Below are 25,413 nucleotides of genomic sequence, written 5' to 3' on the forward strand. Positions count from 1 at the left end.
CTCGCATGATGCTCGGGGTTAGTCAGTGTCGACCAAGGTCGGGTGAGTGGTGCGTGTGAGAGCCGGCGGTTCGATGCCTCGACAGCGGCCACGTAGAGGGCTCGCTCGCAGGCAAGCCGGACGCCGCCGTTACCGGGGCGGCAGGGTCTTTTGGCGCAGGATGTAGATCGTCACCAGCACGGCACTGGTCAACATGAAGCCACGTGCCCACGGTAATGGCACCAGGTAGCAGGACACACTGATGCTCAACCACATCAAGCCGATGGCGTAGACCTTGCCTTTAAGAGGGATACCGTTGCCGTCCAGGTAGTCACGGATCCACGGACCCAGGCGCGGGTGTTGCACCAGCCAGTGGTAGAAGCGTGGGGAGCTTCGGGCGAAGCAGGCGGCGGCGAGAAGCAGGAAGGGCGTAGTCGGCAAGACCGGTAGGAAAATGCCGATCACTCCCAGCGCTACGCTCAACCAGCCGATGGCCAGCAGCACGTAGCGCACGAGCAGCGAACGATTGCCCATGGGTGTCACGGGCAAGCGACTCAGTGGTGACGTGGCTTGAGGATCGCCGGTTTTTCGTCAGGGGCGTTGCACAGCAGGTACAGCGCGGTGAGGGCTTCCGGGATCTGTACGATCATGTCGTCCATCAGGTTGGCGTCGGCGGCGATATCGGCGAACTCCGGCTGGTCGTCGAACAGGCCCGACCCCACCATGATCGGCAGCAACATTTCGCTGACTTCTTCCTCGGCAGTTTCGAACCAGGCGGCTTCGCGCAGGAACACGCCTTCCATGAAGCCGATGCACCAGCCGCGCAGGTCGGAGTCGTCCGGCTCTTCGCCCAGGTCCAGCTCGCATGGCAGCTCGAATTCTTCGTCCGACGCCAGTTGGCGACCGATGTGGGCCTTGAGGGCCAACAGGGTGGATTCGATTTCTTCGCGTTGGGCGTCGTCGGCGTAGTGCGGCTCTTCGGCGAACAGTGCGTCGATCCATTCACGGTCGGGTACGATCTCGGCGCAGATCGACAGGGCGGTCAGGTAGCCGTGGGCGGCCACGTAGTCCAGCGCCTCGTCATGCAGCTCATCGGCGTCGAGGAAGGCTTGCAGGCGGGTTAGTTGCTCAGCGAAGGACATTGAAGGACTACCTTGGAAATAAACGATGCTGAATTCTAGGCTTTCTTGAGCGCCCAGGCCAGCCGCCATGCAGATTTGCCCGCTTTAAGAGACGGGCTGCAATTCGTCAGTGGCACCCTTTGCCGGGTATCGCTCGGGTATACTGCCGCGTTTTGTGATGCCCTCGCAGGTCAAGCCCAGCGCGCGAAAACTTCGCTTACGGATTATTTCCCGTGAGATCGTGTTTTTTCGACCAGCCTGTACAGAGGGATTTGCGCACTTTTTTGGAGTTTTACATGCTCGAGCAGGCTCAACGCGTCCTCAAGGACATCTTCGGCTACGACAGTTTTCGTGGCCGCCAGGGTGCGATCATTGAGCGCGTGGCCAGTGGTGGTGACGCACTGGTCTTGATGCCTACCGGGGGCGGCAAGTCGTTGTGCTTCCAGGTGCCGGCGCTGTTGCGCAATGGCCTGGCGGTGGTGGTGTCGCCGCTGATCGCATTGATGGACGACCAAGTGGCAACCTTGGAAGAGCTCGGCGTCGCTGCGGCGGCCTTGAACTCTACCCTCAGTGCCGAGCAACAGCGCGACCTGGCGGCTCGCATCAAGCGCGGTGAAGTGAAAATGCTTTACCTGGCCCCTGAGCGCCTGGTGCAGCCGCGCATGCTGGCCTTTCTGCAGAGCCTGGAAATCGCCCTGTTCGCCATCGACGAAGCCCACTGCGTATCGCAATGGGGCCACGATTTCCGTCGCGAATACCTGCAACTGGGGCAATTGGCTGAGTTGTTCCCCGACGTTCCGCGTATCGCCCTGACGGCCACCGCCGACAAGCGCACCCGCGAAGAAATCGTCGAGCGGCTGCACTTGCAGAACGCCGAGCGCTTTCTGTCGAGCTTTGACCGGCCGAATATTTTCTACCGCATCGTACCCAAGGAGCAGCCGCGCAAGCAGTTGCTCGCGTTCCTGTCCGAGCGGCGCAGCGACGCGGGCATCGTCTATTGCCTGTCGCGCAAAAAAGTTGATGAAGTCGCCGCGTTCCTCTGCGAGCAAGGCTACCCGGCGCTGCCTTATCACGCCGGCCTGCCCAACGAAACGCGCTCTGCGCACCAGAAGCGCTTCCTCAATGAGGAAGGCCTGATCATGGTAGCTACCATCGCGTTCGGCATGGGCATCGACAAATCCAACGTGCGCTTTGTCGCGCATATGGACCTGCCCAAATCCCTTGAGGCGTACTACCAGGAAACCGGTCGCGCCGGCCGTGATGGTCTGCCGGCGGATGCCTGGATGGTCTACGGCCTGCAAGACGTGGTGATGCTCAAGCAGATGCTGCAGAACTCCGAAGGCGACGAGCGTCACAAACGCCTGGAGCAGCACAAGCTCGACGCGATGCTCTCGCTGTGTGAAGAGACTCGTTGCCGTCGCCAGACCTTGCTGGCGTATTTTGACGAAGACATGCCTGAGCCTTGCGGCCATTGCGACAACTGCATTGATGGCGTGCAGACCTGGGACGCCACTGAGCCGGCGCGTCAGGCTCTGTCCGCTATTTATCGCACGGGCCAGCGTTATGGCGTCGGTCATTTGGTGGACGTGTTGCTGGGCAAGGACAACGAGAAAGTGCGCAGCTTCGGCCACGAGAAACTTTCGGTGTACGGCGTCGGCAAGGCCCGCGCCGACGGAGAGTGGCGTTCGTTGTTCCGGCAGATGGTTGCACGCGGGCTGGTGGACATCGACATCGAAGGTTATGGCGGCCTGCGCCTCAACGACAGTTGCCGGCCGTTGCTCAAGGGCGAAGTGAGCCTGGAGTTGCGCCGCGACCTCAAACCGCAGACCACCGCCAAGAGCAGCACCAGCCAGGCCAGCCAACTGGTGCGTGGTGAAGAGCGCGAGCAGTGGGAAGCCTTGCGCACCCTGCGCCGCAAACTGGCGCAGGAACACAGCGTGCCGCCGTACGTTATTTTCCCCGACTCCACCCTGCTGGAGATGTTGCGCGAGCAACCCACCAGCATGGCCGAGATGGCGCGCGTCAGTGGCGTGGGCGCACGCAAGCTGGAGCGCTACGGCCAGGCCTTTCTTGAAGTGCTCGGCGGCCAGGCCGAAGCGCCGAAGGAAGTCGCCGATATCCGCCACGAACTGATCAGCCTGGCACGCGCCGGAATGACCCCGATCCAGATCGCCGGTCAGTTGCAGTGCTCGGAGAAAAACGTCTACACCTTGCTGGCGGAATCCATCGGCAAGCAGCAGCTGTCGTTGGAGCAGGCGCTTGATTTGCCAGAGGATCTGCTCGGCGAAATCCAGGATGCGTTCCTCGACGGGGAGGGCGAATTGCCACCTGTGGCGGAGATCGCGCCGCTGTTCACCGGGCGTGTTCCTGAGGGTGTTTTGTACTGCGTGCGGGCGGCTTTGCAGTCTGAGTTCGAGATTTAGTGCGCCAATTACGACAATGTAATAGATCAGTACATAGCAACTCTTGCCTACTGGCAACGCTCATGCTTAGCTGACTAATAATTAGCCACGCTTTATTTTCAGTCTAAAACAAGAGTTTTTTATGCCGTTAACCGATCAACACCGATTTGGCATGCAACTGGCGCAGATGTCTCGTGGTTGGCGCGCCGAGCTGGACCGCCGTTTGGCGGGGCTTGGCTTGTCCCAGGCTCGGTGGCTGGTGCTGCTGCACCTGGCCCGTTTCGAAGAAGCGCCCACCCAGCGTGAGTTGGCGCAAAGCGTTGGCGTCGAAGGGCCGACACTGGCCCGGCTGCTGGACAGCCTTGAAGGACAGGGCCTGGTGCAACGCCAGGCGGTGGTGGAAGACCGTCGTGCCAAGCGCATCCTGCTGTGTGATACCGCCCGGCCACTGATCGAGCAGATCGAGACGATCGCCACGGCGTTGCGTCACGAGTTATTTGTGGGTGTGGATGAAGCCGATTTGAGTGTGTGCATGCGCGTGCACGGGCGCATCCTGGCGAACCTGGAAAAGTCCTGAACTGTATGAGCGGGCGGTGCGACGATTCGACAAGCCCGCTCACTACGAAGCCTCGCGCATCATTTAGAACGTCTGCCCCAGGTTCAAATACACCGCCTTCTGGTTGTCATCATTGAACCCATAACTGAAGTTCAGCGGCCCCAACGGTGTATCAAAGCCCAGGAAAATACTCGCCGCGTTGATATAGCCGCTGTCGAACTCATTGTCGTTGTTCCACGCCCGGCCGCGTTCCAGTGACGCACCCAGGTACAACGGGAAATCCAGTGGCAGGTACGAGCGTGGCGTGAGCCGGCGGTAGTACACCGCCCGCATCAAGCTGATGTTCTGGCCCGAGATCGCATCCTGGCGGAAGCCCGACAACTGCCGCGCGCCCCCCAGCAGGAAGCTGGAAATCACCACATCCGAATCATCCAGCGTGCGCCCATAGCGCCCCCCCAGCACAAGTGTGTCCGGGCCGTGGCTCATGGCCTTGTCCAACTTGAACTCCCATTGGCGGTAGCGCTGGTCCGAGCCCAGCCCCGGTTCGAATTCGCGGTAGGCCAGGCCGATGTCTTCGCCGGTGTGGGGAAAGTACACATTGTCCAGGGTGTCGAAGGAGTACTTCAGCTCATAGAAGCCCTCGCTGAAACTCACGCTGGGCAGGTCGCGGTCGCCGATGCGTACGTCCGCCTTGCCCCAGGCTTCACCGACGCCGAAGCGGATCTCGCCATTGTTACCAATCTGGCGCCCTACGTTCAAGCCGAAACCGTAGCGTTCCAGGCGGTATTCGGAGATGGGGTCGTTGTCCAGGATCAGTTCGACGTTCTGCGCCTGGGCGCTGATATAAGGGGCGACAAAGTAACGCGAGCCAGTGTCCATCGGCTGGTAGAACTCGCTGTACAGCTCTTGTCGATCACCGATTTGCACCCGTGTCAGCCATTCGGCGCCAAGGCGGTTGATACCGTTCACGCGGTAGCTCGCGCCAAGGTTGAAGGCGCTATCGCCGCGCATGTCATCCGACAGGTTCAGGCCCAGGCGCAGGTAATCGGTACCGCTGCGCTTGCCGCGCGCGCTGATCACCAACGTGTTTTCCTTGCCTTTCTTGATTACGCGGTATTGCACTTGTTCGAAGTAATCCAGACCATACAGGGTGCCCATGTCGGTTTGCAGGCGGCCCAGTTCCAGCGGCTCGCCCAGGTTCTGGCGGATGTAGTAGCGGATCACGTCGTCGCTGACTTTCGAGTCGTTTTCCACGCTGATGGCGGTGATTATCGGCGTGCGTTCCCCTGGGGTACGGGCGGCCACCAGTTGCGGGTCGATTGGCTCGGCGGGGCGCAGATGGGCGAGGCGGGCATCGAGGGCGCGGGTAGCGCGGTAGCCGGCGTCGATCATGTCCTTGGCGCGGCCGAAGTCGGTCACGCCATAGGCAGCGAGCGGCGGCTGGATCAGCACGTCCTTGGGGTGCAGGTCCTTGAGTTGCTCTTCAGAGTTGCGCCGGGTCATCAGGGTGATGGATTGGTTAAGCACGTCCACCACCGTGGCCAGTTGCTTGCGCGAGCGCAGCGGGGTGCCGATGTCCACGACAATGGCGATATCCACGCCCATTTCCCGTGCCACATCCAGTGGGATGTTATCGGTCATGCCGCCGTCCACCAGCAATCTTCCGTCCAGTTCAACCGGAGCGAACACGGCCGGGATCGACATGCTGGCGCGGATCACCTGGGGCAGGTGGCCCTTGCGGAATACTACCTTTTCGCCGGTGGTGATATCGGTCGCTACTGCGCGGAAGGGGATTGGCAGCTTGTCGAAGTTACGCGTGTTGCTGCTGTGGGCGAACATGCTTTCCAGCAGCAGCGCCAGGTTCTGGCCCTGGATCACGCCCAGTGGCAAGCCGAGGCTGCCGTCGTCGCGGAAGCTGAGTTTTTGCTTGACCAGGAAGTCCCGGTCATCCTGCTTGCGCCGAAACGGTACGTCTTCCCGCGGCGGCGCATCGGACAGGGCCTGCTGCCAGTCGATGCTCAGCGCCAGCTTTTCCAGCTCATCGATTTTATAGCCCGACGCGTACAGCCCACCGATCACCGCGCCCATGCTGGTGCCGGCAATCGCATCGATCTGGATGCCTTGCTCCTCCAGCGCCTTGAGTACGCCGATATGCGCAAGGCCACGGGCGGCGCCACCGGACAGCACCAGGCCGATTTTCGGGCGTGGCGGCTCAATGGCGTCGGCAACAAGGGGAAGTAAGCACAGAAACAGGCAGGACAGCAGGCGGCGCATCATGAATCTCAAGGCTGGGCGATAAAGGCCGGTATTATAGCCACTCGATCCGCCAAGCCCGTTACGCCTGGAGCTTCTCAAATTATGTCGTCGATCAAACCCGAGATCGTTATCACCTATTGCACTCAGTGCCAGTGGCTACTTCGCGCCGCCTGGCTGGCGCAGGAATTGTTGAGCACGTTTGCCGATGACCTGGGCAAAGTGTCACTGGCGCCCGCCACCGGCGGCGCGTTTCGCATCACCTGTGATGGCGTGCAGATCTGGGAGCGCAAGGCCGACGGCGGTTTCCCTGAAGCCAAGGTGCTCAAGCAGCGCGTGCGCGACCAGATCGACCCGCAACGGGATCTAGGGCACAACGACCGCACGCAGTGAGCGTCAGAGATCAGGCCGTTGCCGCAGGCTGTTTGGCCTGGCTGGCGCCGCCCATCAACCCCGACAGCACGATCGCGACGATGATCAGCACGCCGCCGAGCAGCATGCGCAGTGTCGGGGTTTCGGCAAACAGTAGCCAGGCCGCAGTGATACCGTAGACCGGCTCCATGGCAAACACCACCGAAGCCGTGCGTGCCTTGATCACCGCGAGGCTGGCGACAAACAGGCTGTGGGCCAGGCCCGTGCAGAACACGCCGAGCAAACCGATCCACAGCCAGTCAATCGCTTGCACATCCGCCACCCCAGGCGCCGCGACCGGCAAAAGGCACGCTGCAACCACCACGTTCTGGCACAGCGCCGCCTGCACCGCAGGGATGCGCCCGGAACTGGCGCGATTGTTCAGTGACAGCAGGGAAAACAGCAGCCCCGAGGCGATCCCCCAGAGCAACCCGCCGGTGGCTTCGCTGGCAAGATTGAAGTCCGGCGTGACCAGCACCAGGCCGATGCTGACCAGCACCACCAACAGCACTTCATTGGCGCGAATGCGCTCGCGGAAAATCAGTCCTTCGAGGATCACGGTAAAGGCCGGGAACGCGGTAAACCCCAGGGTCGCGACGGCCACGCCGGCCACCTTGACGGCAATAAAGAACGTTACCCAATGCGCGGCCAGCAATACGCCGCTGACCAGCAGCCGGCGCCAGTCGCGCAGTTCCAGCTTTTTCCAGGCAGTGTTGCTCGCGAACCGTGCAAATAGCGCCAGGGCAATCACGGCAAACACGGCACGCCCAAAGACGATGATGGCGGGCGAGGCGGCCGCCAGTTTGCCAAATACACCGGTAAGGCCAAACATCAATGCGCCGATGTGCAGGGCGCCGAGGGCTGAGCGGGGAGTCATTGCGATCCTTGAATCAAGCGGGTGACAGAAGCGCAGTCTAGTGGGGCTGCCGTGTAGGCGTCTGTCGTCCGGCTCGCGATTTTTATCGCGAGACTCGTCCTACGCGTTGCGCCGCAATGCGCCCGGCGAGGCGCCAAACTCACGCAGCATCGCGGCCGCAAATGCGCTTTGCGAGGTATAGCCGACGCGATCGGCGATTTCACCAATGGGTAATGGCGTTTTGCGCAGCAGGTCCAAGGCCATGTGCAGGCGACGGCGGCGGATATAGTCCATCGGCGTCTGCCCGCATTCCGCCATGAACCGTGCGTGCAAGCGCGCCACCGACAGGTCTGCGATGCGCGCCAGGTCGGCTACCTGCAGCGGGTGTGCAACGTGGCGCTCGATATGCGCATTGAATGCCTCGTACGGCAGGCGCCGGCCCGGCAGCGGTTGAGCCAGCGGGTGATTGAGGCTGGCCAACAACAGCACCGCGCCTTGCTGGACGATCAGCGGATCATCCACCGGGCTCAGCGCCAGCCAATGCACCAGTTGGCTTTGCCGCGAATCCAGGGCGAGTCGCGTGGGTTGATCGAGCAGCCGGCGACTGGCATCGGCATGTTCGCCCAACGATTGCAGTACCCAGTGCTCGGTGGGCACGTCCAGCACCAGGCAGCGGCTGCCATCGCGGCTGCCACAGGCATGATGGGCGGAGAAGGGCAGCACCATCACGCTGCTTTCGCGCACCTGGCTGCCACGGCCCTCCACTTCGAAATCCAGGTGCCCGGACAGGCCGAACACCAACTGCGCATGATCATGGCTGTGGGCGATGGGCGCTTCGAGGTAATGGCGTAGCGTGAGAGTGGGGCTCATCGCGGTCTCCTGGGCTGCAAGCCGGCAGTCTACAACGCTTCTCGGTCGGCCGGCGCTGTCATCAGACTGACGCACAGCTGTCATGGGCTATTAACCGTCGAGGCGCAAGCTCGCGAAAACAGCGTCGAGGGATGCCCATGACCAGTGCCGAGTTCGTCAAACCCAGCCGTAAGCAACGGGTTCGTACCCTGTGGATTTCCGACGTGCACCTGGGCACCCGGGATTGCCAGGCCGAACATTTGTCGCAGTTCCTCAAGGGCTACCACGCCGACAAGGTCTACCTGGTAGGCGACATCATTGACGGCTGGAAAATGCGCGGCGGCATGTATTGGCCCCAGGCCCACACCAACGTGATCCGCCGCTTGCTGACCATGGCCAAGCGCGGCACCGAGGTCATCTACGTCACCGGCAACCACGATGAATTCCTGCGCCGCTACTCCAAGCTGATCCTGGGCAATATTCAACTGGTGGATGAAGCGGTGCACGTGACTGCTGATGGCCGTCATCTGTTGGTGATCCATGGCGATCAGTTCGACGTGATCACCCGCTATCACCGTTGGTTGGCGTTTCTCGGTGACTCGGCCTATGAGTTCACGCTTACGCTGAACCGCTGGCTGAACCATTGGCGTGCGCGGTATGGCTATGGCTATTGGTCGCTGTCGGCGTACCTCAAGCACAAGGTCAAGACGGCGGTGAGTTTCATCAGCGATTTCGAAGAAGCGATCGCCCACGAAGTGACCAAGCGCGAGTTGCATGGCGTGGTGTGCGGGCATATCCACCATGCGGAGATTCGCAAGGTGGGCGAGGTGGATTACCTCAACTGCGGGGATTGGGTGGAGTCGTGCACGGCGTTGATCGAGCACTGGGATGGGAGTATCGAGTTGTATCGGTTGGCGGATGCGCAGGCGAAAGAGGCACTGCTAAAGGCTGAGATGGTTGCGGGCTAGAGGCTGCACTGGGTCAAAAATGTGGGAGCTGGCTTGCCTGCGATAGCGATCTGTCAGTGAAAAATGTGGGGCTGACATACCGCTATCGCAGGCAAGCCAGCCCACATTTGATCCCGGTTTCTTCAGTTAGAGACGTCGGCGATGGCTTGAGCCAGCAACGTCAACCGCGTCGCATCAATCCCCGCCACGTTAGCCCTTCCCGAGCTCACCATGTACACGCTGTGCTCCTCCCGCAGTTGCTTGACCTGCTCGGCACTCAAGCCGGTATAGGAAAACATCCCGCGCTGCGCCCCAATATGGGCAAACCGCTCCGACAAACCGTGGGGCGCCAATGCCTCCACCAGCCCGGATCGCAAGTGCGCGATCCGCGAGCGCATGGCTTCTACTTCATTGCTCCATCGCTTTTTCAGCTCGGCATCGCCCAGAATCGTGGCCACCACGGCTGCGCCGTGATCTGGCGGCGTCGACCACAGGTTGCGTGCCGTGTTAGCAAGCTGGCTGCGCACATCCGTCAGCTTCTCGGCATCCGCCGCACACACGATCAACGCGCCAACACGGTCGCTATACAGGCCAAAATTTTTCGAGCAGGAACTGGTCACCAACACTTCCGGCAGCTCGGCCGCAAATAGGCGCACGGCCCAGGCGTCCTGCTCCAGGCCATCGCCAAAGCCCTGATAAGCGAAGTCGATCAGCGGCAGCAGTTGGCGCTCGCGCACGATCTGCAGCACCTGGCGCCAATCATCCTGGGTCAAGTCGAAACCGGTCGGGTTGTGGCAGCAGGCATGCAGCAGCACCGCGTCGCCCTCTGGCACGCTGGACAGGGTAGCCAGCATCGCCGCCACGTCCAGGCGATTGTCAGCACCCACGTAGGGGTAATGGCTGACCTTAATCCCGGCCTTGGCGAAGATAGTTTCGTGGATTGGCCAGGTCGGGTTGCTCAGCCAAACGCCACGGCCGGGCAGATTGTGGGCGATGAAGTCGGCGCTCAGGCGCAGAGCGCCGGTGCCGCCTGGAGTCTGGGTGGCGCCGGCGCGGCGTTCGCGGATCAGCGCCGAATCGGCACCGAGTACCAGTTCGCTGATCAGCGAGCCGAAGGCAGTATTACCGTGGCCGCCGATGTAGGTCTTGGTGGTTTGGGTGTCTACCAGGCGCTGCTCGGCCAGTTTCACTGCGTGCGGAATGGGCGTGAGCCCCTGGTCATCCTTGTAGACTCCCACGCCCAGGTCGAATTTGTTCGGGTTGGTGTCCTGGGCATACAGGTCCATCAGCCCGAGGATCGGGTCGCCGGGCACGCGGCCTATGGCATCGAAGTGCATTACTTGCGGCCCTCGGCGTCCTTGGCCACTTCGTCGGTGCGTGCGGCCATGATGAAGTCGTTGCGGTGCAGGCCCTTGATGGAGTGGCTCCACCAAGTCACGGTGACTTTGCCCCACTCAGTGAGCAGGCCTGGGTGATGACCTTCGGCTTCGGAGATTTCACCCATGGCGTTGGTGAACGCCAGGGCGAATTTGAAGTTCTTGAACAGGAAAACCTTTTCCAGCTGCATCACGCCGTCGCGGACTTCGATGTTCCAGTCGGGGATCTGCTTGAGCAGCACCGGCAGTTCTTCATCGCTGACTTGCGGGGCATCGGCGCGGCAGGCTTCGCAGTGGGCTTGGTTCAAGGTGGTCATGGAGGTGTCCTGAATTCGAATGTTTGAAGGTCAGTAGCGTCACCCTAAAGCAACGCGGGGCCAGGGAACAGACTCACCTGGCCTCAAGATGTAAGGATCATGCAGCTTTGGGTTTGGGCGGAAACTTTGGTGCATGCAATCCCAGCTGCATCCCGCGTTCCACCATGCCCATGATGTCTTCCTGCGCCACGTCGAACAGGCGCTTGAGCTCTGGCAGCACGAAGTACAGCGGTTGCAGGATATCGATGCGATACGGCGTGCGCATGGCTTCCAGCGGATCGAACACCTGGTGTTCAGGCTCGGACGACAGGCTGTACACGGTCTCCTTGGGCGACGACAGAATACCGCCACCGTAGATGCGCCGACCTTCGGGCGTATCCACCAGGCCAAACTCGATGGTCATCCAGTACAAGCGCGCCAGGTACACCCGTTGCTCCTTGGTGGCCGCCAGGCCGAGCTTGCCGTAGGTATGGGTGAATTCGGCAAACCAGGGGTTGGTCAGCAGCGGGCAATGGCCAAAGATCTCGTGGAAAATGTCCGGCTCTTGCAGGTAGTCGAGTTCTTCGCGGGTGCGAATAAAAGTCGCCACCGGAAACTGCTTGTTGGCGAGCAATTCGAAGAACGTCTGGAAGGGAATCAACGCCGGCACGCGGGCGACTTGCCAGCCGGTGGTTTCGGCCAGCACCTTGTTGATCTCGCCCAATTGCGGGATTCGGTCCAGGGGCAGGCCGAGCTTTTCGATGCCGTCCAGGTATTCCTGGCAGGCGCGCCCTTCAATCACTTTCAATTGACGAGTGATCAGGGTGTTCCACACCGCGTGTTCTTCTGGCGGGTAATGGATAACACCTTGCGCATCGGGCTCGCGGGCCACGTACTGCGTCTGTTTCATACGGCTCTCCTGCTAGGCATTCGTTCTTGTTATGTCCTGCGTTGAGCCTATTGATAACCCGTGCGCGCCGGGATTCCATCTGTTTAAAACGCCTCTGAGTAGGAAAACTTACCAGTTTTCGTAAAGTATTCGTTACGGATGCCGGGTTTGCTGCTGGGTTGGGCTGGGAAAACCCCCAAAGCTGTCACATAATCTTGACGACTATCTGCGCCCAGCGACAAAAAAGACGCGGCGCTTACCCAACTTTCGGGCCTTTTCATGCGTATCAAAGTGCACTGCCAGAACCGTATCGGCATCCTGCGGGACATCCTCAACCTGTTGGTGGAGTACGGCGTCAACGTCGCCAAGGGCGAGGTCGGCGGTGAGCATGGCAATGCCATTTACCTGTACTGCCCGAACCTGGTGAACATGCAGTTCCAGGCGCTGCGCCCGCAGTTCGAGGCGATTGCCGGAGTGTTTGGGGTGAAAAGGGTAGGGCTGATGCCCAGCGAGCGCCGGCACATGGAACTCAATGCGCTGCTCGGCGCCCTGGAGTTTCCGGTGCTGTCGATCGACATGGGCGGTTCCATCGTCGCCGCCAACCGCGCGGCGGCCCAGTTGCTCGGGGTGCGGGTGGATGAAGTGCCGGGGATTCCGTTGTCACGGTATGCCGAGGACTTCGACTTGCCGGAGCTGGTGCGTGCGAGCAAATCGCGGATCAACGGCCTGCGGGTCAAGGTCAAGGGTGACGTGTTCCTGGCGGACATCGCGCCACTGCAATCGTCCGAACATGATGACAGCGAGGCCATGGCCGGCGCCGTACTGACGTTGCACCGCGCCGACCGCGTCGGTGAACGCATCTACAACGTGCGCAAGCAGGAGCTGCGCGGCTTTGACAGCATTTTCCAGAGTTCCAAGGTCATGGCCGCCGTGGTTCGCGAAGCGCGACGCATGGCGCCGCTGGATGCGCCTCTATTAATAGAAGGCGAAACCGGTACCGGCAAAGAACTGCTGGCCCGTGCCTGTCATCTGGCCAGCCCGCGTGGTCAATCGCCGTTGATGGCGCTTAACTGCGCCGGTTTGCCGGAGTCGATGGCCGAGACCGAGCTGTTCGGCTACGGCCCCGGCGCGTTCGAAGGCGCGCGCGCCGAAGGCAAGCTGGGGCTGCTGGAGTTGACGGCGGGCGGCACGCTGTTTCTCGACGGCGTGGGGGAAATGAGCGCGCGCTTGCAGGTGAAGTTGCTGCGCTTTTTGCAGGACGGTTGCTTCCGCCGCGTAGGCAGCGATGAAGAGGTGTACCTGGATGTGCGGGTGATCTGCGCCACCCAGGTGGACTTGTCTGAACTGTGCGCCCGTGGCGAATTCCGTCAGGACCTTTACCACCGTCTAAATGTGCTGTCCCTGCACATCCCGCCGCTGCGCGAATGCCTCGACGGCCTGGCGCCGCTGGTGGATCACTTCCTTGATCAGGCGAGCCGGCAGATCGGCTGCCCGCTGCCGAAGCTCGCGACGGCTGCGATGGATCGTCTGAGCCACTACCACTGGCCAGGCAACGTACGGCAGTTGGAAAACGTGCTATTCCAGGCGGTGTCGTTGTGCGATGGCGGGAGGGTCAAGGCCGAGCATATTCGGCTGCCGGATTACGGGGTGCGTCAGCCCCTTGGCGATTTTTCCTTGGAGGGCGGCTTGGAGGACATTGTCGGGCGCTTCGAGAAGGCGGTGCTGGAAAGTTTGTACGCCGAGCACCCGAGCAGTCGGCAGCTGGGCAAGCGGTTGGGGGTGTCGCACACCACCATCGCCAATAAATTGCGCGATTACGAAGTCCTCAAGACCGACAAATAACCCACTGACTAAACAGGGGCAAACTTTGGGAGCGGGCTTGCTCGCTCCCGCATCATTTGAATTTTTGTCGCCTGTAATACGGGTGTTTGCCGCACGCGGCAGTAGTCCGCCGTTTTTTCGACTCTCAGCCGGCAGCCTAATCCACCCATCTCCCGCCAAACCCCCGTCCCGCCTGCACTTCTCCTTCTTTTCAAAAGTTGGTTCGCAAATTGCTTAAGCCTTATCAGTACAGCGGTGGGCGGCAAGCGTCCGTCAGAAAGAGGAAAGAGCGTGGACAAGTACCTTTATGTGGCAATGACCGGCGCCAGCCAGAATGCTCTGGCGCAGAAGGCCCATGCCAACAACCTGGCGAACATTTCCACCAATGGTTTCCAGCGCGACCTGGAGCAGGCGCGTTCGATGCCGGTGTTCGGTGACAGCTTTCCGGCGCGGGCGTTTGCCTTGACCGAGCGCCCAGGCACCGACTTCTCCCCTGGCGCGATGATTGAGACCGGCCGTGACCTGGACGTTGCCGTCAGCGGCGATGGCTGGATGGCCGTGCAAACCCCGGATGGCGGCGAGGCCTACGTGCGCAGCGCCAGCATGAACGTCGATGCATTGGGCGTGCTGCGGGCCGGCAACGGCATGCCGATCATGGGCAACGGTGGCCCGATTGCCGTGCCGCCCCAGCAGAAAATCGAAGTGGGTGCCGACGGCACCATCAGTATCCGAGCCATGGGTGAAGGCCCGCGTGTGATGGCTGAAGTGGACCGCATCAAGCTGGTCCAGCCGGACCTGAAGAACATGAGCAAAGGCCTGGACGGCACCATCCACACCAAGGATGGCCAGCCGGCTCAAGCCGACGCTAGGGTCACGCTGACCTCGGGCTTCCTGCAGGCGAGCAACGTCAATGCCGTAGAAGAAATGACAGCGGTGCTGGCGCTTTCTAAGCAGTTCGAGCTGCACATCAAGATGATGAACAGCGCTAAAGAAGACGATCAGGCCATGACTCGCGTCATGCAGATGAGCTGATAGCCCCTAACTAATTTGCAACGCGGCGCCAACAAACAGGCGCACGAAGGAGAACAGCATGCTTCCGGCTCTATGGGTTGCCAAAACAGGTCTGTCCGCCCAGGACACCAACCTGACCACCATTTCCAACAACTTGGCCAACGTGTCGACCACGGGTTTCAAACGTGACCGTGCCGAGTTCCAGGACTTGCTCTATCAGATCAAGAAACAGCCAGGCGCCCAATCGACCCAGGACAGCGAACTGCCGTCGGGCCTGCAACTGGGTACCGGTGTGCAGATCGTCGGCACCCAGAAGAACTTCAGCGCCGGCAACCTGCAGCAGACCGGCCAGCCGCTGGACATGGCCATCAACGGCCGTGGTTTCTTCCAGATCCTGCAACCGGACGGCACCACTTCCTACACCCGTGACGGTACTTTCCACCTGGATTCCAACGGCCAGATCGTGACGGCCAACGGTTTCTCCCTGGAGCCAGCCGTTGTCGTACCGGCTGATGCCAAGACGTTCACTGTCGGCAACGACGGCACCGTGTCCATCACCGTCGCCGGTAACCCGGCTTCGCAAGTGATCGGTAACCTGCAAACCGCCGACTTCATCAACCCGGCCGGCCTGCAGGCCATGGGTAACAACCTGTTCCTGGAAACCGCCTCCAGCGGCGCACCGCAAATCGGCACCCCTGGCCTGAACGGTTTTGGCACCACGCTGCAAAGCACCCTGGAAACGTCCAACGTGAGCACCGTTGAGGAGATGGTCAACATGATCACCACCCAGCGCGCCTACGAGATGAACTCCAAGGTGATCTCCACCGCCGACCAGATGCTTTCGTTCGTAACGCAGAATCTGTAATCAAGTCTATGGGGCGCCCCTGAGGTCGCCTGCAACACCGTGAGGTAAGGGTCATGAATCGCTATGTTTCTGTTCTGGCATTGAGTGGGATTGCCGTGCTCGCGGGCTGTGTCGCCCCGACGCCAAAGCCCAATGACCCGTATTACGCGCCGGTGTTGCCACGCACGCCGTTGCCGGCGGCTGCCAACAATGGCTCGATTTATCAGGCTGGCTTCGAACAGAACCTGTACAGCGACCGCAAGGCGTTCCGGGTCGGTGACATCATCACCATCACCCTCAACGAGCGCACCCAGGCCAGCAAAAACGCCAACTCTCAAGTCGGTAAAACCAGTAAGGCTGGCATCGGCCTGACGTCGTTGTTCGGCGCCGTGCCCAACGTCAACAACCCATTGGGTGATGGCGACCTGAGCCTCAGCGCCGGCTACAGCGGTGACCGCTCCACCAACGGCAAGAGTTCGGCAGGGCAGGGCAACAGCCTGACCGGTTCGGTCACCGTGACCGTGGCCGATGTATTGCCCAACGGCATCCTCGCCGTACGCGGTGAAAAGTGGATGACGCTCAATACCGGTGACGAACTGGTGCGCATTGCAGGCATGGTTCGCGCCGATGACATCACCACCGACAACACCGTGCCTTCGACGCGGATTGCCGATGCACGCATTACCTACTCGGGTACGGGTTCGTTTGCTGATGCGAGTCAGCCGGGCTGGTTCGACCGTTTCTTCCTTAGCCCGCTGTTCCCTTTCTAGGTGGCCACTTTGAACTTCAAACAGCTGATGGCGGCCGCGCTCCTGCTTTGCTTAAGCGCTGTCGCCCAGGCCGAACGCCTGAAGGACATCGCGAGCATTTCCGGTGTGCGTTCCAACCAGTTGATCGGCTACGGCTTGGTGGTGGGGCTCAGTGGTACGGGTGACCAGACCACCCAGACCCCGTTCACCCTGCAGACCTTCAACAACATGCTCTCGCAGTTCGGCATCAAGGTGCCGGCCGGTTCGGGCAACGTGCAGCTGAAAAACGTCGCGGCGGTGTCGATCAGTGCTGAGTTGCCGGCGTTCTCCAAGCCCGGCCAACTGGTGGACATCACTGTGGCGTCGATCGGTAACTCGAAAAGCCTGCGTGGCGGCACCTTGTTGATGACACCGCTCAAGGGTATCGACGGCAACGTCTACGCCATCGCCCAGGGCAACCTGGTGGTGGGCGGGTTTGATGCTGAAGGTCGCGACGGTTCGAAGATCACCGTCAACGTGCCATCGGCGGGTCGTATCCCAGGCGGTGCCAGTGTTGAACGCACTGTGCCGAGCGGCTTCAACCAGGGCAACAGCCTGACCCTGAACCTCAACCGCTCCGACTTCACCACCGCCAAGCGCGTGGTCGATAAGATCAACGACATGCTCGGCCCTGGCGTGGCCCAGGCGATCGACGGCGGCTCGATCCGTGTGACCGCCCCGCTGGACCCCAGCCAGCGCGTCGACTACCTGTCGATCCTGGAAAACCTTGAAGTCGACCCGGGCCAGGCTGTCGCCAAAGTCATCATCAACTCGCGTACCGGTACCATTGTGATCGGCCAGAACGTCAAGGTATCGCCGGCAGCGGTGACCCACGGCAGCCTGACCGTGACCATCACCGAAGACCCGATCGTCAGCCAGCCTGGGCCTTTGTCCAACGGCCAGACGGCGGTGGTGCCACGCTCACGCGTCAACGCCCAGCAAGAAGCCAAGCCGATGTTCAAGTTCGGTCCCGGCACCACCCTGGATGAGATTGTCCGTGCAGTGAACCAGGTGGGCGCGGCGCCCGGCGACTTGATGGCGATTCTCGAAGCACTGAAACAGGCCGGCGCCTTGCAAGCCGACCTGATCGTGATCTGAGGCCATGGTCATGGACATGCGCAAGAGCGGTATCAGCAGCACGGCGGACTCGGGGTCTTACTCCGACTTGAACCGGCTTAACCAGCTCAAGGTCGGCGACGACAAGAACAGCGAAGGCAACATGCGCAAGGTCGCGCAGGAGTTCGAGTCGCTGTTTTTGAGCGAGATGCTCAAGTCCATGCGTTCGGCCACCGAGGCGTTGGGTAAAGACAACCCGCTGAACACGCCGGCCGCCAAGCAATATCAGGAAATGTACGACCAGCAACTGGCGGTCTCGATGTCCCGCGAAGGCGGGGGTATCGGCCTGGCCGATGTGCTGATGCGTCAGATGCAGAAGAACAAGCCGGTGGAGGCTCAGGCCGCCACCCTGCAAGGCCCGGCGGCGGCTGAGGCTGCCAAGAAGGTCAACGTGCCGACGGAAATTGCCGCCGGCACCCAGGCCGAAGGTCCGTTGGGCCGTTCCAATGGCCAGCGTCCGCTGTGGGCTTACCGCGTGGCAGAGCCACAGGCTGGGGCTGCTGCATCGCACAGCAATGACATGGAATTGATGAACCAGCGCCGGATTGCCTTGCCGAGCAGGCTGACTGATCGCCTGCTGGCCGGCATCGTGCCGAGTACCGATGCAACCACCGTCGCCAAGTCTGCGCCACTGCGTAACAGCGCGGCCGATGACAACGTGGTCAACAGCACGGCGCGCACTTTCGCGGTGCCCGGCGACCGCATGCAGGTCTACGGCCGTGCCGTGGCCCAGCCACCGTTGGCGCCGGCGAAGAAGGCCTTCAGTTCGCAGGATGAATTTGTCGCGACCATGTTGCCAATGGCCAAGGCGGCCGCCGCGCGCATTGGTGTCGATCCGAAGTACCTGGTGGCCCAGGCCGCCCTGGAAACTGGTTGGGGTAAATCGGTGATGCGCGCCCAGGATGGCACCAGCAGCCACAACCTGTTTGGCATCAAGGCCGGCCAGAGTTGGCAGGGCGAGAAAGCGCGTGCGATCACCAGCGAGTTCCGTGACGGGGCAATGGTCAAGGAAACGGCGCAGTTCCGTTCCTACAACTCTTACCAGGACAGCTTCCATGACCTGGTGACATTGCTGCAAAGCAATGATCGCTATAAAGAAGTTGTGAAGTCGGCCGACAACCCGGAACAGTTTGTACGCGAGTTGCAAAAAGCCGGTTACGCAACCGACCCGGCCTACGCCAGCAAGATTTCGCAGATCGCTAAAACGATGGACAGTTACCAGAACTACGCTGCCGCTGGCGCAACCACACATTTATAAGGTCTGAACCATGAGTTTGCTCAATATCGGGATGTCGGGGCTTAACGCTGCTCAAGGATCGTTGTCGGTCTTGAGTAACAACATTGCCAACGCCAACACGGCGGGCTATTCGCGTCAGCAGACTACCCAGAGCGCGAATGCGTCGAACCAGTACGGCGGCGTGTTTATCGGCAGCGGTACCACCTTGGCCGACGTGCGCCGGGTGTACAACGAATACCTGGACACGGCGTACCAGAACAGCACCTCGCTCAACAGCGATGCCAAGGCTTACCTGGATCAAGTGAGCGCCGTGGACAAGACGTTGTCGGACAAGACTACGGGCATGTCGTCCGTACTCAGTTCGTTCTTTGCCGCTGTTCAGACCGCCTCGGCTAACCCGAGTGATACCTCGGCTCGCCAGATACTGTTGACCAGCGCCCAGACATTGAGCAACCGCTTCAACTCGATCTCCAGTCAGTTGAGCCAGCAGAAAGAAACCATTAACAGCCAGCTGACCTCCTTGACCGATCAGGTCAACCAGCTGACCTCGTCGATTGCTTCGCTCAACAAGCAGATCACCCAGGTGCAGGGGTCTTCGAACACCACCCCGGCCAACCTGCTGGACGCGCGCGCCGAAGCCGTACGTTCGCTCAATGAGTTGATCGGCGTGAATGCCAGCGAGAAGAACGGTGTGTTCAGCGTCAGTACCGGTACCGGCCAGTCCCTGGTGCTGGGTGATCGGTCCAACACCCTTTCTGCCGTACCGAGCAAGAGCGACACCAGCCAGTACACGATTCAGATGAATGCGGCTGGCGGGACGACGATGGACCTGGGCAACGTGATCAGTGGTGGCAGCATCGGTGGCTTGTTGCGCTATCGCAGCGATGTGTTGATGCCGGCCATCAATGACCTGGGTCGCATTGCTATCGTCACTGCCGATACGATCAACAGTCAACTGGGCCAGGGTATCGACCTGAACGGCGAATTCGGCTCGTCGATGTTCAAAGACATCAACAGCGCTGCGTCTGTCGCGCTGCGTAGCCTTTCCGCTCAAGGTAATCAGGGCGTTGGTAGCCTGGGTGTTACGATCAAGGACACCAGCAAGCTGACCAACTTCGATTACAAGGTCACCTTCAGCGACCCTGTCGATCTCAACAAAGTCACCGTCGAGCGCTCTGATGGCAAAGCCATGGGCACGTTTGATATCACGGCTACACCGCCCTCGGTGATCGATGGTTTCACCCTGGAACTCAAGAACGGACCGATGCAGGCGGGTGACAGCTTTAAAGTCAGCCCGACCGCCAGTGGCGCCCAGGATATCGGTACTGTCCTCAACGACCCGAGCAAGATTGCGTTTGCCGCGCCGCTGAACGGGGAGGCCAGCAAAACCAACCAGGGTACCGGTAGCTTCACACCGCCGACCCTGACCCTGCCCCTGGATATCCAGGGTGGCGCTACTACCGCGCAACTGCGCGTTGGCATTGAAAATTCGATGCCGGTGAAGATGGTGTTCGGCAAGCCGGCGGCTGATGGCACTCAGAGCTATACCCTTAACGACGCCAAGGGCGATCCTATCGGCTCGGGGACCATCATTCCGGGGCAGGCCAATAAAATCACCGTCAACGTGCCGATGCGTGATGCCAGCGGTGCCCTGGTGGTGCCGGCCAAGAGTTTTGGTTTTGACACCACGGTTGCGGGCTCGCCGACCGATGGGGATAGCACCACCTTTTCGTTTAACGCCACGGGCGTATCCGACAACCGCAATGCCCAGCAACTGCTGAATCTGCAAACCAAGGCCACCGTGGGCGTGGCGACAGATGGCACCGGCGGCACGAGCCTGGTCGGGGCCAACAGCAAGTTGGTGTCCACCGTTGGCGCCAAGGCCGCTGCGGCCACCACTGACACCACGGCCACCAATGCGTTGCTGACGGCTAACAAAAATGCGCGCAACTCCGTGTCCCAGGTCAACCTGGACGAAGAGGCGGGCGACATGATCAAGTTCCAGCAGTACTACACAGCGTCGTCGCAGATCATCAAGGCTGCGCAAGAAACCTTCAGCACGCTGATTAATAGTCTTTAAGGGAGTCTGGGACGATGCGCATTTCTACACAGCAGTATTTCGACACCAGTGCGAGCAAGTATCAAAACAACTACTCCAGCGTGGTCAAGGCCCAGGAGCAGGCGAGTTCCGGCGTGCGTGTACAGACCGCTGGCGATGATCCGGTGGCCGCGCAGCGTTTGCTGATGTTGCAGCAGCAGAAAGATATGCTGGCGCAGTCCAGCGGTAATATCAGCTCCCTGAAAAGTTCGCTGACCAACGAGCAGAGCATCCTGGATGCGCTCGACAAGGCGATGCAGGCTGGCAAGCAGCTGGCCCTGCGGGCGGGCGGTGTGACCAGCGATGCTGATCGCAAGTCAATCTCGGTCGAAGTGGGGGCCCTGGAAGAGCAGGTACTGGGTTTGCTCAACAGCAAGGATGCGGCAGGCAATTACTTGTTCTCCGGCTCCAAGACCCAAACCCCCCCGTATTCGCGCAACAGCGATGGCACCTACAGCTACCAGGGCGACGAAAACGAACTGAGCCTGCAGGTTTCCGAGACGCTTACGGTGCGCACTGGCGATACCGGCAAAACCATTCTGGGAGGGGCGGCCAACAGCAGTCGCACCCAATCTACCTACATTGCACCTGCGGCTGCGCCTCTTCCGCCAGCGATTTCTCCGCCTTTGGTCGATGATAAAAAGGTTGCGATTTCGGCCGGCCTGGTGACTTCGGGTATCGACTACACCAAGCAGTTTGCCGACGGCCAACCTTACAAGCTGACCTTCACCAGTAGCACCCAGTACAAGGTGACGGACAAGGACAACAATGACATTACCTCAGAGATTGCGGGTAATGGCACGTTCGATTCCACCAAGGAAGGCAGCGGCAGCGTGAACCTACGCGGGGTTAAGTTCGACATCACCATCGACCTTACCGACACCGCCACCGGGCCGAATGCCGATGCGTTGGTCAAGGGCCGCGAGTTCAGCCTGGCTGCCAAGCCGGATGCGTTCAATGTCTCGCGTACCGCGAGCAACCAGTCGACCGCGCAACTGACCAACGGCAACGTCAGCAGCGCGGCGGACTATTCCAGCACCTTTCCCGGCAATAGCGGGGTGCTGATCAAGTTCAGTGACACTGACCCGACGGCCTTCAAGGTATTTGCCCAGCCGTATACCGCCGACAGCAAAGAGATCGATTCGGGCGTTATCGACACAGCCACGACGCCGAATACCATCACTGCGGCCGGTGTGACCTTTGGGTTGAGCGGTACGCCGCAGACCGGCGACCAGTTTGCCGCCGGTGCCAGCACCCAGAAAACCCAGAACGCCCTCGACACCTTGAGCCAGCTGCGCCAAGCCCTGGAAAAGCCGGCCGATGGCATCCCGGGCGCGCGGGTCAAGCTTCAGGACGCGCTGAACGCTGCGGTCAGTAACCTGACCAACTCGACCACCCAGCTGGGCAATGTGATTGGCTCCATTGGTGCGCGCGAAAACGCGCTCGATGTGCAAGCTGACGCAAACGCCAGTATCGGCCTGGCCAATACCACCACCATGAGTGCACTGGCCAATATCGACATGGGCGAAGCCGCGATCAACCTGACCCTGCAGCAGACCATGCTGGAAGCCTCGCAGCTGGCGTTTGTAAAAGTCTCGCAGTTGAGCCTCTTCAACAAGATGTAAGTGGCGTGACGTCAAGCGGCCCGCTCTGGAAACAGGACGGGCCGTTGTTGTTTATGGGGTTTAATTGTTTGAAGGTTTTGCACAAAGCACACAAAATTGAGTGACCTGTGAGTCATAAAGCGCATCTTCACTGTATCGTGTGAAAAGGATAAGTCGTCACAGGGTCCTTGCGAGGCGGCTTTCAGCGAGATTTTTATGGGGTTATCCCCTTTATTGTCAGCACTCCGGGCGCAGTCCCAGGGGTGTTCTCCAGCTATTTAGTATTGGGAAGCCACAATGATTGGCATAAAAAGCATCGCCAGTTACGTGCCGGCAGACGGGATCGATAACTACGCCCAGGGTGCCAAATTCGCCAAGGATGAAGAGTTCATCATTGGCAAGATCGGTTCGGCGTTTTTGCCGCGCAAGGATGCCGCGCAGGAAACGTCTGACCTGTGTGTCGAAGCGGTCAACGCTTTGTTTGCCAACAACCCGGATTTGAAGCGCGAGTCCATCGACGCACTGATTGTCGTGACCCAGAACGGTGATGAAGAGGGCTTGCCCCACACCGCCGCCATCGTCCAGGACAAACTCGGCCTGCCGACTCACGTTGCGGCGTTCGATATTTCCCTGGGCTGCTCGGGCTACGTCTACGGCATCTATGCGATGAAGGGCTTCATGGAAGCCGCCGGCCTGAAAAACGGCCTGCTGGTCACCGCCGACCCGTACTCGAAGATCGTCGACCCGGAAGACCGCAACACCACCATGCTGTTCGGCGACGCCGCCACCGCCACCTGGATGGGCGAAGACGCACCGTGGCTGCTGGGCAAGGCCAAGTTCGGCACCGACGGTTCCGGCGCACCGCACCTTAAGGTCAGCGACGGCGTGTTCTTTATGAATGGCCGCCAGGTGTTCAACTTCGCGCTGCTTAAAGTGCCGGCGCATTTGCACGAGCTGCTCAACGAGTCGGACCTCAAGGCTGATGAGATTGATGCCTTCTGCATTCACCAGGGCAGTGCGGCCATTGTCGACGCCGTGGCGCGCCGTTTTGAAGACGCTCCAGTGGACAAGTTCATCAAGGACATGGTCGAGACCGGCAACACCGTTTCATCGAGCATTCCGTTGCTGCTGGAAAAACACGTGATGGACGCCACCTGGAAGCGTGTGGCCATCAGTGGTTTTGGTGTGGGCCTGTCGTGGGGTTCGGCGATTCTCTATCGCCCGTGATGCTTAAATAGCTTCAATAAAAAAACGCCGATAATCGAAAGATCATCGGCGTTTTTTATTTGGCGCCAGAAAACCCAATAAAATCTGGGTTTCGAGCCTGCGTAAACCCTTGAATTACAAGGGGTGGCACGACGCCAGTAAATAATTTCAAAAAAATCCTCAAGCATCCGGCTACCACGACGATAACTATTACGTAGGTTCTCAGGCCACACCCGGCGGTTGCCAGGGCCGGAAGCCGCAGTATCCATCCAACGAGGATTTCGTCATGGCTTTAACAGTAAACACCAACATTGCTTCGATCACTACTCAGGGTAACCTGAACAAAGCTGGCGGCGCCCTGGCCACTTCCATGCAGCGCCTGTCTTCCGGCCTGCGTATCAACAGCGCTAAAGACGACGCTGCTGGCCTGCAGATCGCTAACCGTCTGACCAGCCAAATCAACGGCCTGGGCCAAGCAGTCAAAAACGTGAACGACGGTATCTCGATCGCTCAGACCGCTGAAGGCGCGATGCAGGCTTCGACCGACATCCTGCAAAAAATGCGTACCCTGGCTCTGTCTTCCGCTACTGGCTCGCTCAGCCCTGACGACCGTAAGTCGAACAACGACGAATACCAGGCTCTGACTTCGGAACTGACCCGTATCTCTACTACTACCACCTTCGGTGGCCAGAAGTTGCTGGACGGTTCGTACGGTACCAAAGCCATTCAGGTTGGCGCAAACGCTAACGAAACCATCAACCTGAGCCTGGAAAACGTTTCGGCCAACAACATCGGCTCCCAGCAGCTGAAAAGCGTTGCCATCGCTCCAGGTACCGGTACTGTTGCCGGCGCGATCAACGTCACTGGTAACGGCCAGACCGGTACCTACACTGTCGGTGCCGGCGACTCGGCTAAAACCATCGCCAGCAACCTGAACGGCCTCATCGGTGGCCTGACTGCAACTGCCAGCACCGAAGCCAAGTTCTCTGTAGACGAAGCGACTGCCACTACTACTCCTGCTTCGTTCACCCTGACCGTCGGCAGCGCTTCCGTTGACTTCAAGGGCGTTACCACCCAAGCCGGCCTGGCCGACCAGCTGAAATCCAACGCCGCCAAACTGGGTATCAGCGTCAGCTACGACGAAAGCAAAAAGACTCTGGAAGTCAAGTCCGACACCGGTGAGAACATCGTGGTCAGCGGTTCGACTGATCCTGGCTCGGTAACTGTTGCTGCCAAAGACGGCGCAGGCGCTTACGGTACTGCAGTTGCACTGGCTGACGCCCTGATCGTTACCGGTCAAGTGTCGCTGGACTCCGCCAAAGGCTACTCCCTGAGTGGTGCTGGTGTTGCTGGTCTGTTCGCGGCCGGTGCTGCTACCGAAGCTGCTGCGACCAAGACCACCGTTGCTCAAACCGACGTGACCGACGCCACCAAGGCCCAAAACGCCCTGGCGGTAATCGACAAGGCCATCGGCACCATCGACGGCGTTCGTTCGGGCCTGGGTGCTACCCAGAACCGTCTGACTACTACTGCAGACAACCTGCAGAACATTCAGAAGAACTCCACCGCTGCACGCTCCACCGTTCAGGACGTCGACTTCGCTTCCGAAACCGCCGAGCTGACCAAGCAACAAACCCTGCAATCGGCTTCCACCGCGATCCTGTCGCAGGCTAACCAGCTGCCATCCGCTGTACTGAAGCTGCTTCAGTAACTCCAGCGCTTGGTCACTAACGGAAGGGCGCGCTGAGTGCCC

At 60.3% G+C, this 25,413-nt stretch carries 22 protein-coding genes; 14 read left to right on the forward strand and 8 right to left on the reverse strand.

What is annotated here, in order from left to right:
* Positions 1-129: 129 nt before the first annotated feature.
* Together AACY30_RS03805 and AACY30_RS03810 are read right to left on the reverse strand one after the other, a co-directional pair.
* The gene (locus tag AACY30_RS03805) at positions 130-513 is read right to left on the reverse strand and encodes a YbaN family protein (RefSeq protein ID WP_339468086.1); all 384 of its coding nucleotides are present in this window, start codon (positions 511-513) and stop codon (positions 130-132) included.
* 20 nt (positions 514-533) lie between these two features.
* The gene (locus AACY30_RS03810; protein WP_339416658.1) at positions 534-1,121 is read right to left on the reverse strand and encodes a YecA family protein; all 588 of its coding nucleotides are present in this window, start codon (positions 1,119-1,121) and stop codon (positions 534-536) included.
* A gap of 275 nt (positions 1,122-1,396) precedes the next feature.
* On the opposite strand from AACY30_RS03810, the gene recQ reads away from it, so the two are divergent.
* Both recQ and AACY30_RS03820 read left to right on the forward strand, forming a co-directional pair.
* Positions 1,397-3,523, forward strand: a complete 2,127-nt coding sequence (gene recQ / locus AACY30_RS03815; protein WP_339416657.1) for a DNA helicase RecQ — start codon at positions 1,397-1,399, stop codon at positions 3,521-3,523.
* Positions 3,524-3,644: 121 nt separating this feature from the next.
* Positions 3,645-4,079 (forward strand): MarR family transcriptional regulator, encoded by a 435-nt coding sequence (locus AACY30_RS03820; protein ID WP_304630168.1) that lies wholly within the window; start codon positions 3,645-3,647, stop codon positions 4,077-4,079.
* Positions 4,080-4,142: 63 nt separating this feature from the next.
* On the opposite strand, the gene AACY30_RS03825 is transcribed toward AACY30_RS03820, so the two are convergent.
* Entirely contained in the window at positions 4,143-6,332 is a 2,190-nt protein-coding gene (locus AACY30_RS03825) for a patatin-like phospholipase family protein (RefSeq protein WP_339468288.1), read from the reverse strand.
* Between the two features lie 84 nt (positions 6,333-6,416).
* On the opposite strand from AACY30_RS03825, the gene AACY30_RS03830 reads away from it, so the two are divergent.
* Complete coding sequence (locus AACY30_RS03830) at positions 6,417-6,704, forward strand: SelT/SelW/SelH family protein (RefSeq protein ID WP_065873766.1); 288 nt, start codon at positions 6,417-6,419, stop codon at positions 6,702-6,704.
* A 10-nt stretch (positions 6,705-6,714) separates the two neighbouring features.
* On the opposite strand, the gene AACY30_RS03835 is transcribed toward AACY30_RS03830, so the two are convergent.
* Both AACY30_RS03835 and AACY30_RS03840 read right to left on the reverse strand, forming a co-directional pair.
* On the reverse strand, positions 6,715-7,599 hold the full coding sequence (locus tag AACY30_RS03835; protein ID WP_339416652.1) for a DMT family transporter: 885 nt from the start codon (positions 7,597-7,599) through the stop codon (positions 6,715-6,717).
* Positions 7,600-7,698: 99 nt separating this feature from the next.
* Positions 7,699-8,448 carry an AraC family transcriptional regulator gene (locus AACY30_RS03840; RefSeq protein ID WP_339468088.1) on the reverse strand — a complete coding sequence of 250 codons (750 nt, stop codon included), beginning with the start codon at positions 8,446-8,448 and terminating at the stop codon, positions 7,699-7,701.
* Positions 8,449-8,585: 137 nt separating this feature from the next.
* Between AACY30_RS03840 and AACY30_RS03845 the strand changes: the two genes are divergently transcribed.
* Positions 8,586-9,395, forward strand: coding sequence for a UDP-2,3-diacylglucosamine diphosphatase (locus AACY30_RS03845; RefSeq protein ID WP_056861436.1), 810 nt, complete (start codon positions 8,586-8,588; stop codon positions 9,393-9,395).
* A 122-nt stretch (positions 9,396-9,517) separates the two neighbouring features.
* On the opposite strand, the gene AACY30_RS03850 is transcribed toward AACY30_RS03845, so the two are convergent.
* From AACY30_RS03850 to phhA, 3 genes are all read right to left on the reverse strand, one after another.
* Positions 9,518-10,711 (reverse strand): amino acid aminotransferase, encoded by a 1,194-nt coding sequence (locus AACY30_RS03850; RefSeq protein ID WP_339539784.1) that lies wholly within the window; start codon positions 10,709-10,711, stop codon positions 9,518-9,520.
* Positions 10,711-11,067: a 4a-hydroxytetrahydrobiopterin dehydratase gene (locus AACY30_RS03855; RefSeq protein WP_010208721.1), complete on the reverse strand. Its 357-nt coding sequence runs from the start codon at positions 11,065-11,067 to the stop codon at positions 10,711-10,713. The genes AACY30_RS03850 and AACY30_RS03855 overlap by 1 nt, the downstream gene beginning before the upstream one ends.
* A 97-nt stretch (positions 11,068-11,164) precedes the next feature.
* Complete coding sequence (gene phhA, locus AACY30_RS03860) at positions 11,165-11,956, reverse strand: phenylalanine 4-monooxygenase (RefSeq protein ID WP_339468093.1); 792 nt, start codon at positions 11,954-11,956, stop codon at positions 11,165-11,167.
* 258 nt (positions 11,957-12,214) lie between these two features.
* On the opposite strand from phhA, the gene AACY30_RS03865 reads away from it, so the two are divergent.
* The 10 genes from AACY30_RS03865 to AACY30_RS03910 all read left to right on the forward strand — a co-directional run bounded on the left by AACY30_RS03865 (position 12,215) and on the right by AACY30_RS03910 (position 25,371).
* Positions 12,215-13,777 (forward strand): sigma-54-dependent transcriptional regulator, encoded by a 1,563-nt coding sequence (locus AACY30_RS03865; RefSeq protein ID WP_339539787.1) that lies wholly within the window; start codon positions 12,215-12,217, stop codon positions 13,775-13,777.
* Between the two features lie 270 nt (positions 13,778-14,047).
* Positions 14,048-14,788, forward strand: a complete 741-nt coding sequence (locus tag AACY30_RS03870) for a flagellar basal body rod protein FlgF (RefSeq protein WP_065873760.1) — start codon at positions 14,048-14,050, stop codon at positions 14,786-14,788.
* Between the two features lie 58 nt (positions 14,789-14,846).
* On the forward strand, positions 14,847-15,632 hold the full coding sequence (gene flgG, locus AACY30_RS03875) for a flagellar basal-body rod protein FlgG (RefSeq protein WP_185703632.1): 786 nt from the start codon (positions 14,847-14,849) through the stop codon (positions 15,630-15,632).
* Positions 15,633-15,685: 53 nt separating this feature from the next.
* A complete protein-coding gene (gene flgH / locus AACY30_RS03880) occupies positions 15,686-16,381 on the forward strand; it encodes a flagellar basal body L-ring protein FlgH (RefSeq protein WP_339468097.1) in 696 nt (231 codons plus the stop codon).
* 27 nt (positions 16,382-16,408) lie between these two features.
* On the forward strand, positions 16,409-17,497 hold the full coding sequence (locus AACY30_RS03885) for a flagellar basal body P-ring protein FlgI (protein ID WP_339468289.1): 1,089 nt from the start codon (positions 16,409-16,411) through the stop codon (positions 17,495-17,497).
* A gap of 10 nt (positions 17,498-17,507) precedes the next feature.
* Positions 17,508-18,773, forward strand: a complete 1,266-nt coding sequence (flgJ, locus tag AACY30_RS03890) for a flagellar assembly peptidoglycan hydrolase FlgJ (protein ID WP_339468099.1) — start codon at positions 17,508-17,510, stop codon at positions 18,771-18,773.
* 10 nt (positions 18,774-18,783) lie between these two features.
* The gene (gene flgK / locus AACY30_RS03895; protein ID WP_339468101.1) at positions 18,784-20,832 is read left to right on the forward strand and encodes a flagellar hook-associated protein FlgK; all 2,049 of its coding nucleotides are present in this window, start codon (positions 18,784-18,786) and stop codon (positions 20,830-20,832) included.
* Positions 20,833-20,846: 14 nt separating this feature from the next.
* Positions 20,847-22,475 (forward strand): flagellar hook-associated protein 3, encoded by a 1,629-nt coding sequence (locus AACY30_RS03900; protein ID WP_339468104.1) that lies wholly within the window; start codon positions 20,847-20,849, stop codon positions 22,473-22,475.
* Positions 22,476-22,751: 276 nt separating this feature from the next.
* Positions 22,752-23,681 (forward strand): ketoacyl-ACP synthase III, encoded by a 930-nt coding sequence (locus AACY30_RS03905; protein ID WP_339416633.1) that lies wholly within the window; start codon positions 22,752-22,754, stop codon positions 23,679-23,681.
* A 265-nt stretch (positions 23,682-23,946) separates the two neighbouring features.
* Entirely contained in the window at positions 23,947-25,371 is a 1,425-nt protein-coding gene (locus AACY30_RS03910) for a flagellin N-terminal helical domain-containing protein (protein ID WP_339468109.1), read from the forward strand.
* Positions 25,372-25,413 lie beyond the last annotated feature (42 nt).

This window comes from Pseudomonas sp. RA_5y_Pfl1_P24 (assembly GCF_963970945.1).
Lineage (GTDB): Bacteria > Pseudomonadota > Gammaproteobacteria > Pseudomonadales > Pseudomonadaceae > Aquipseudomonas > Aquipseudomonas tritici.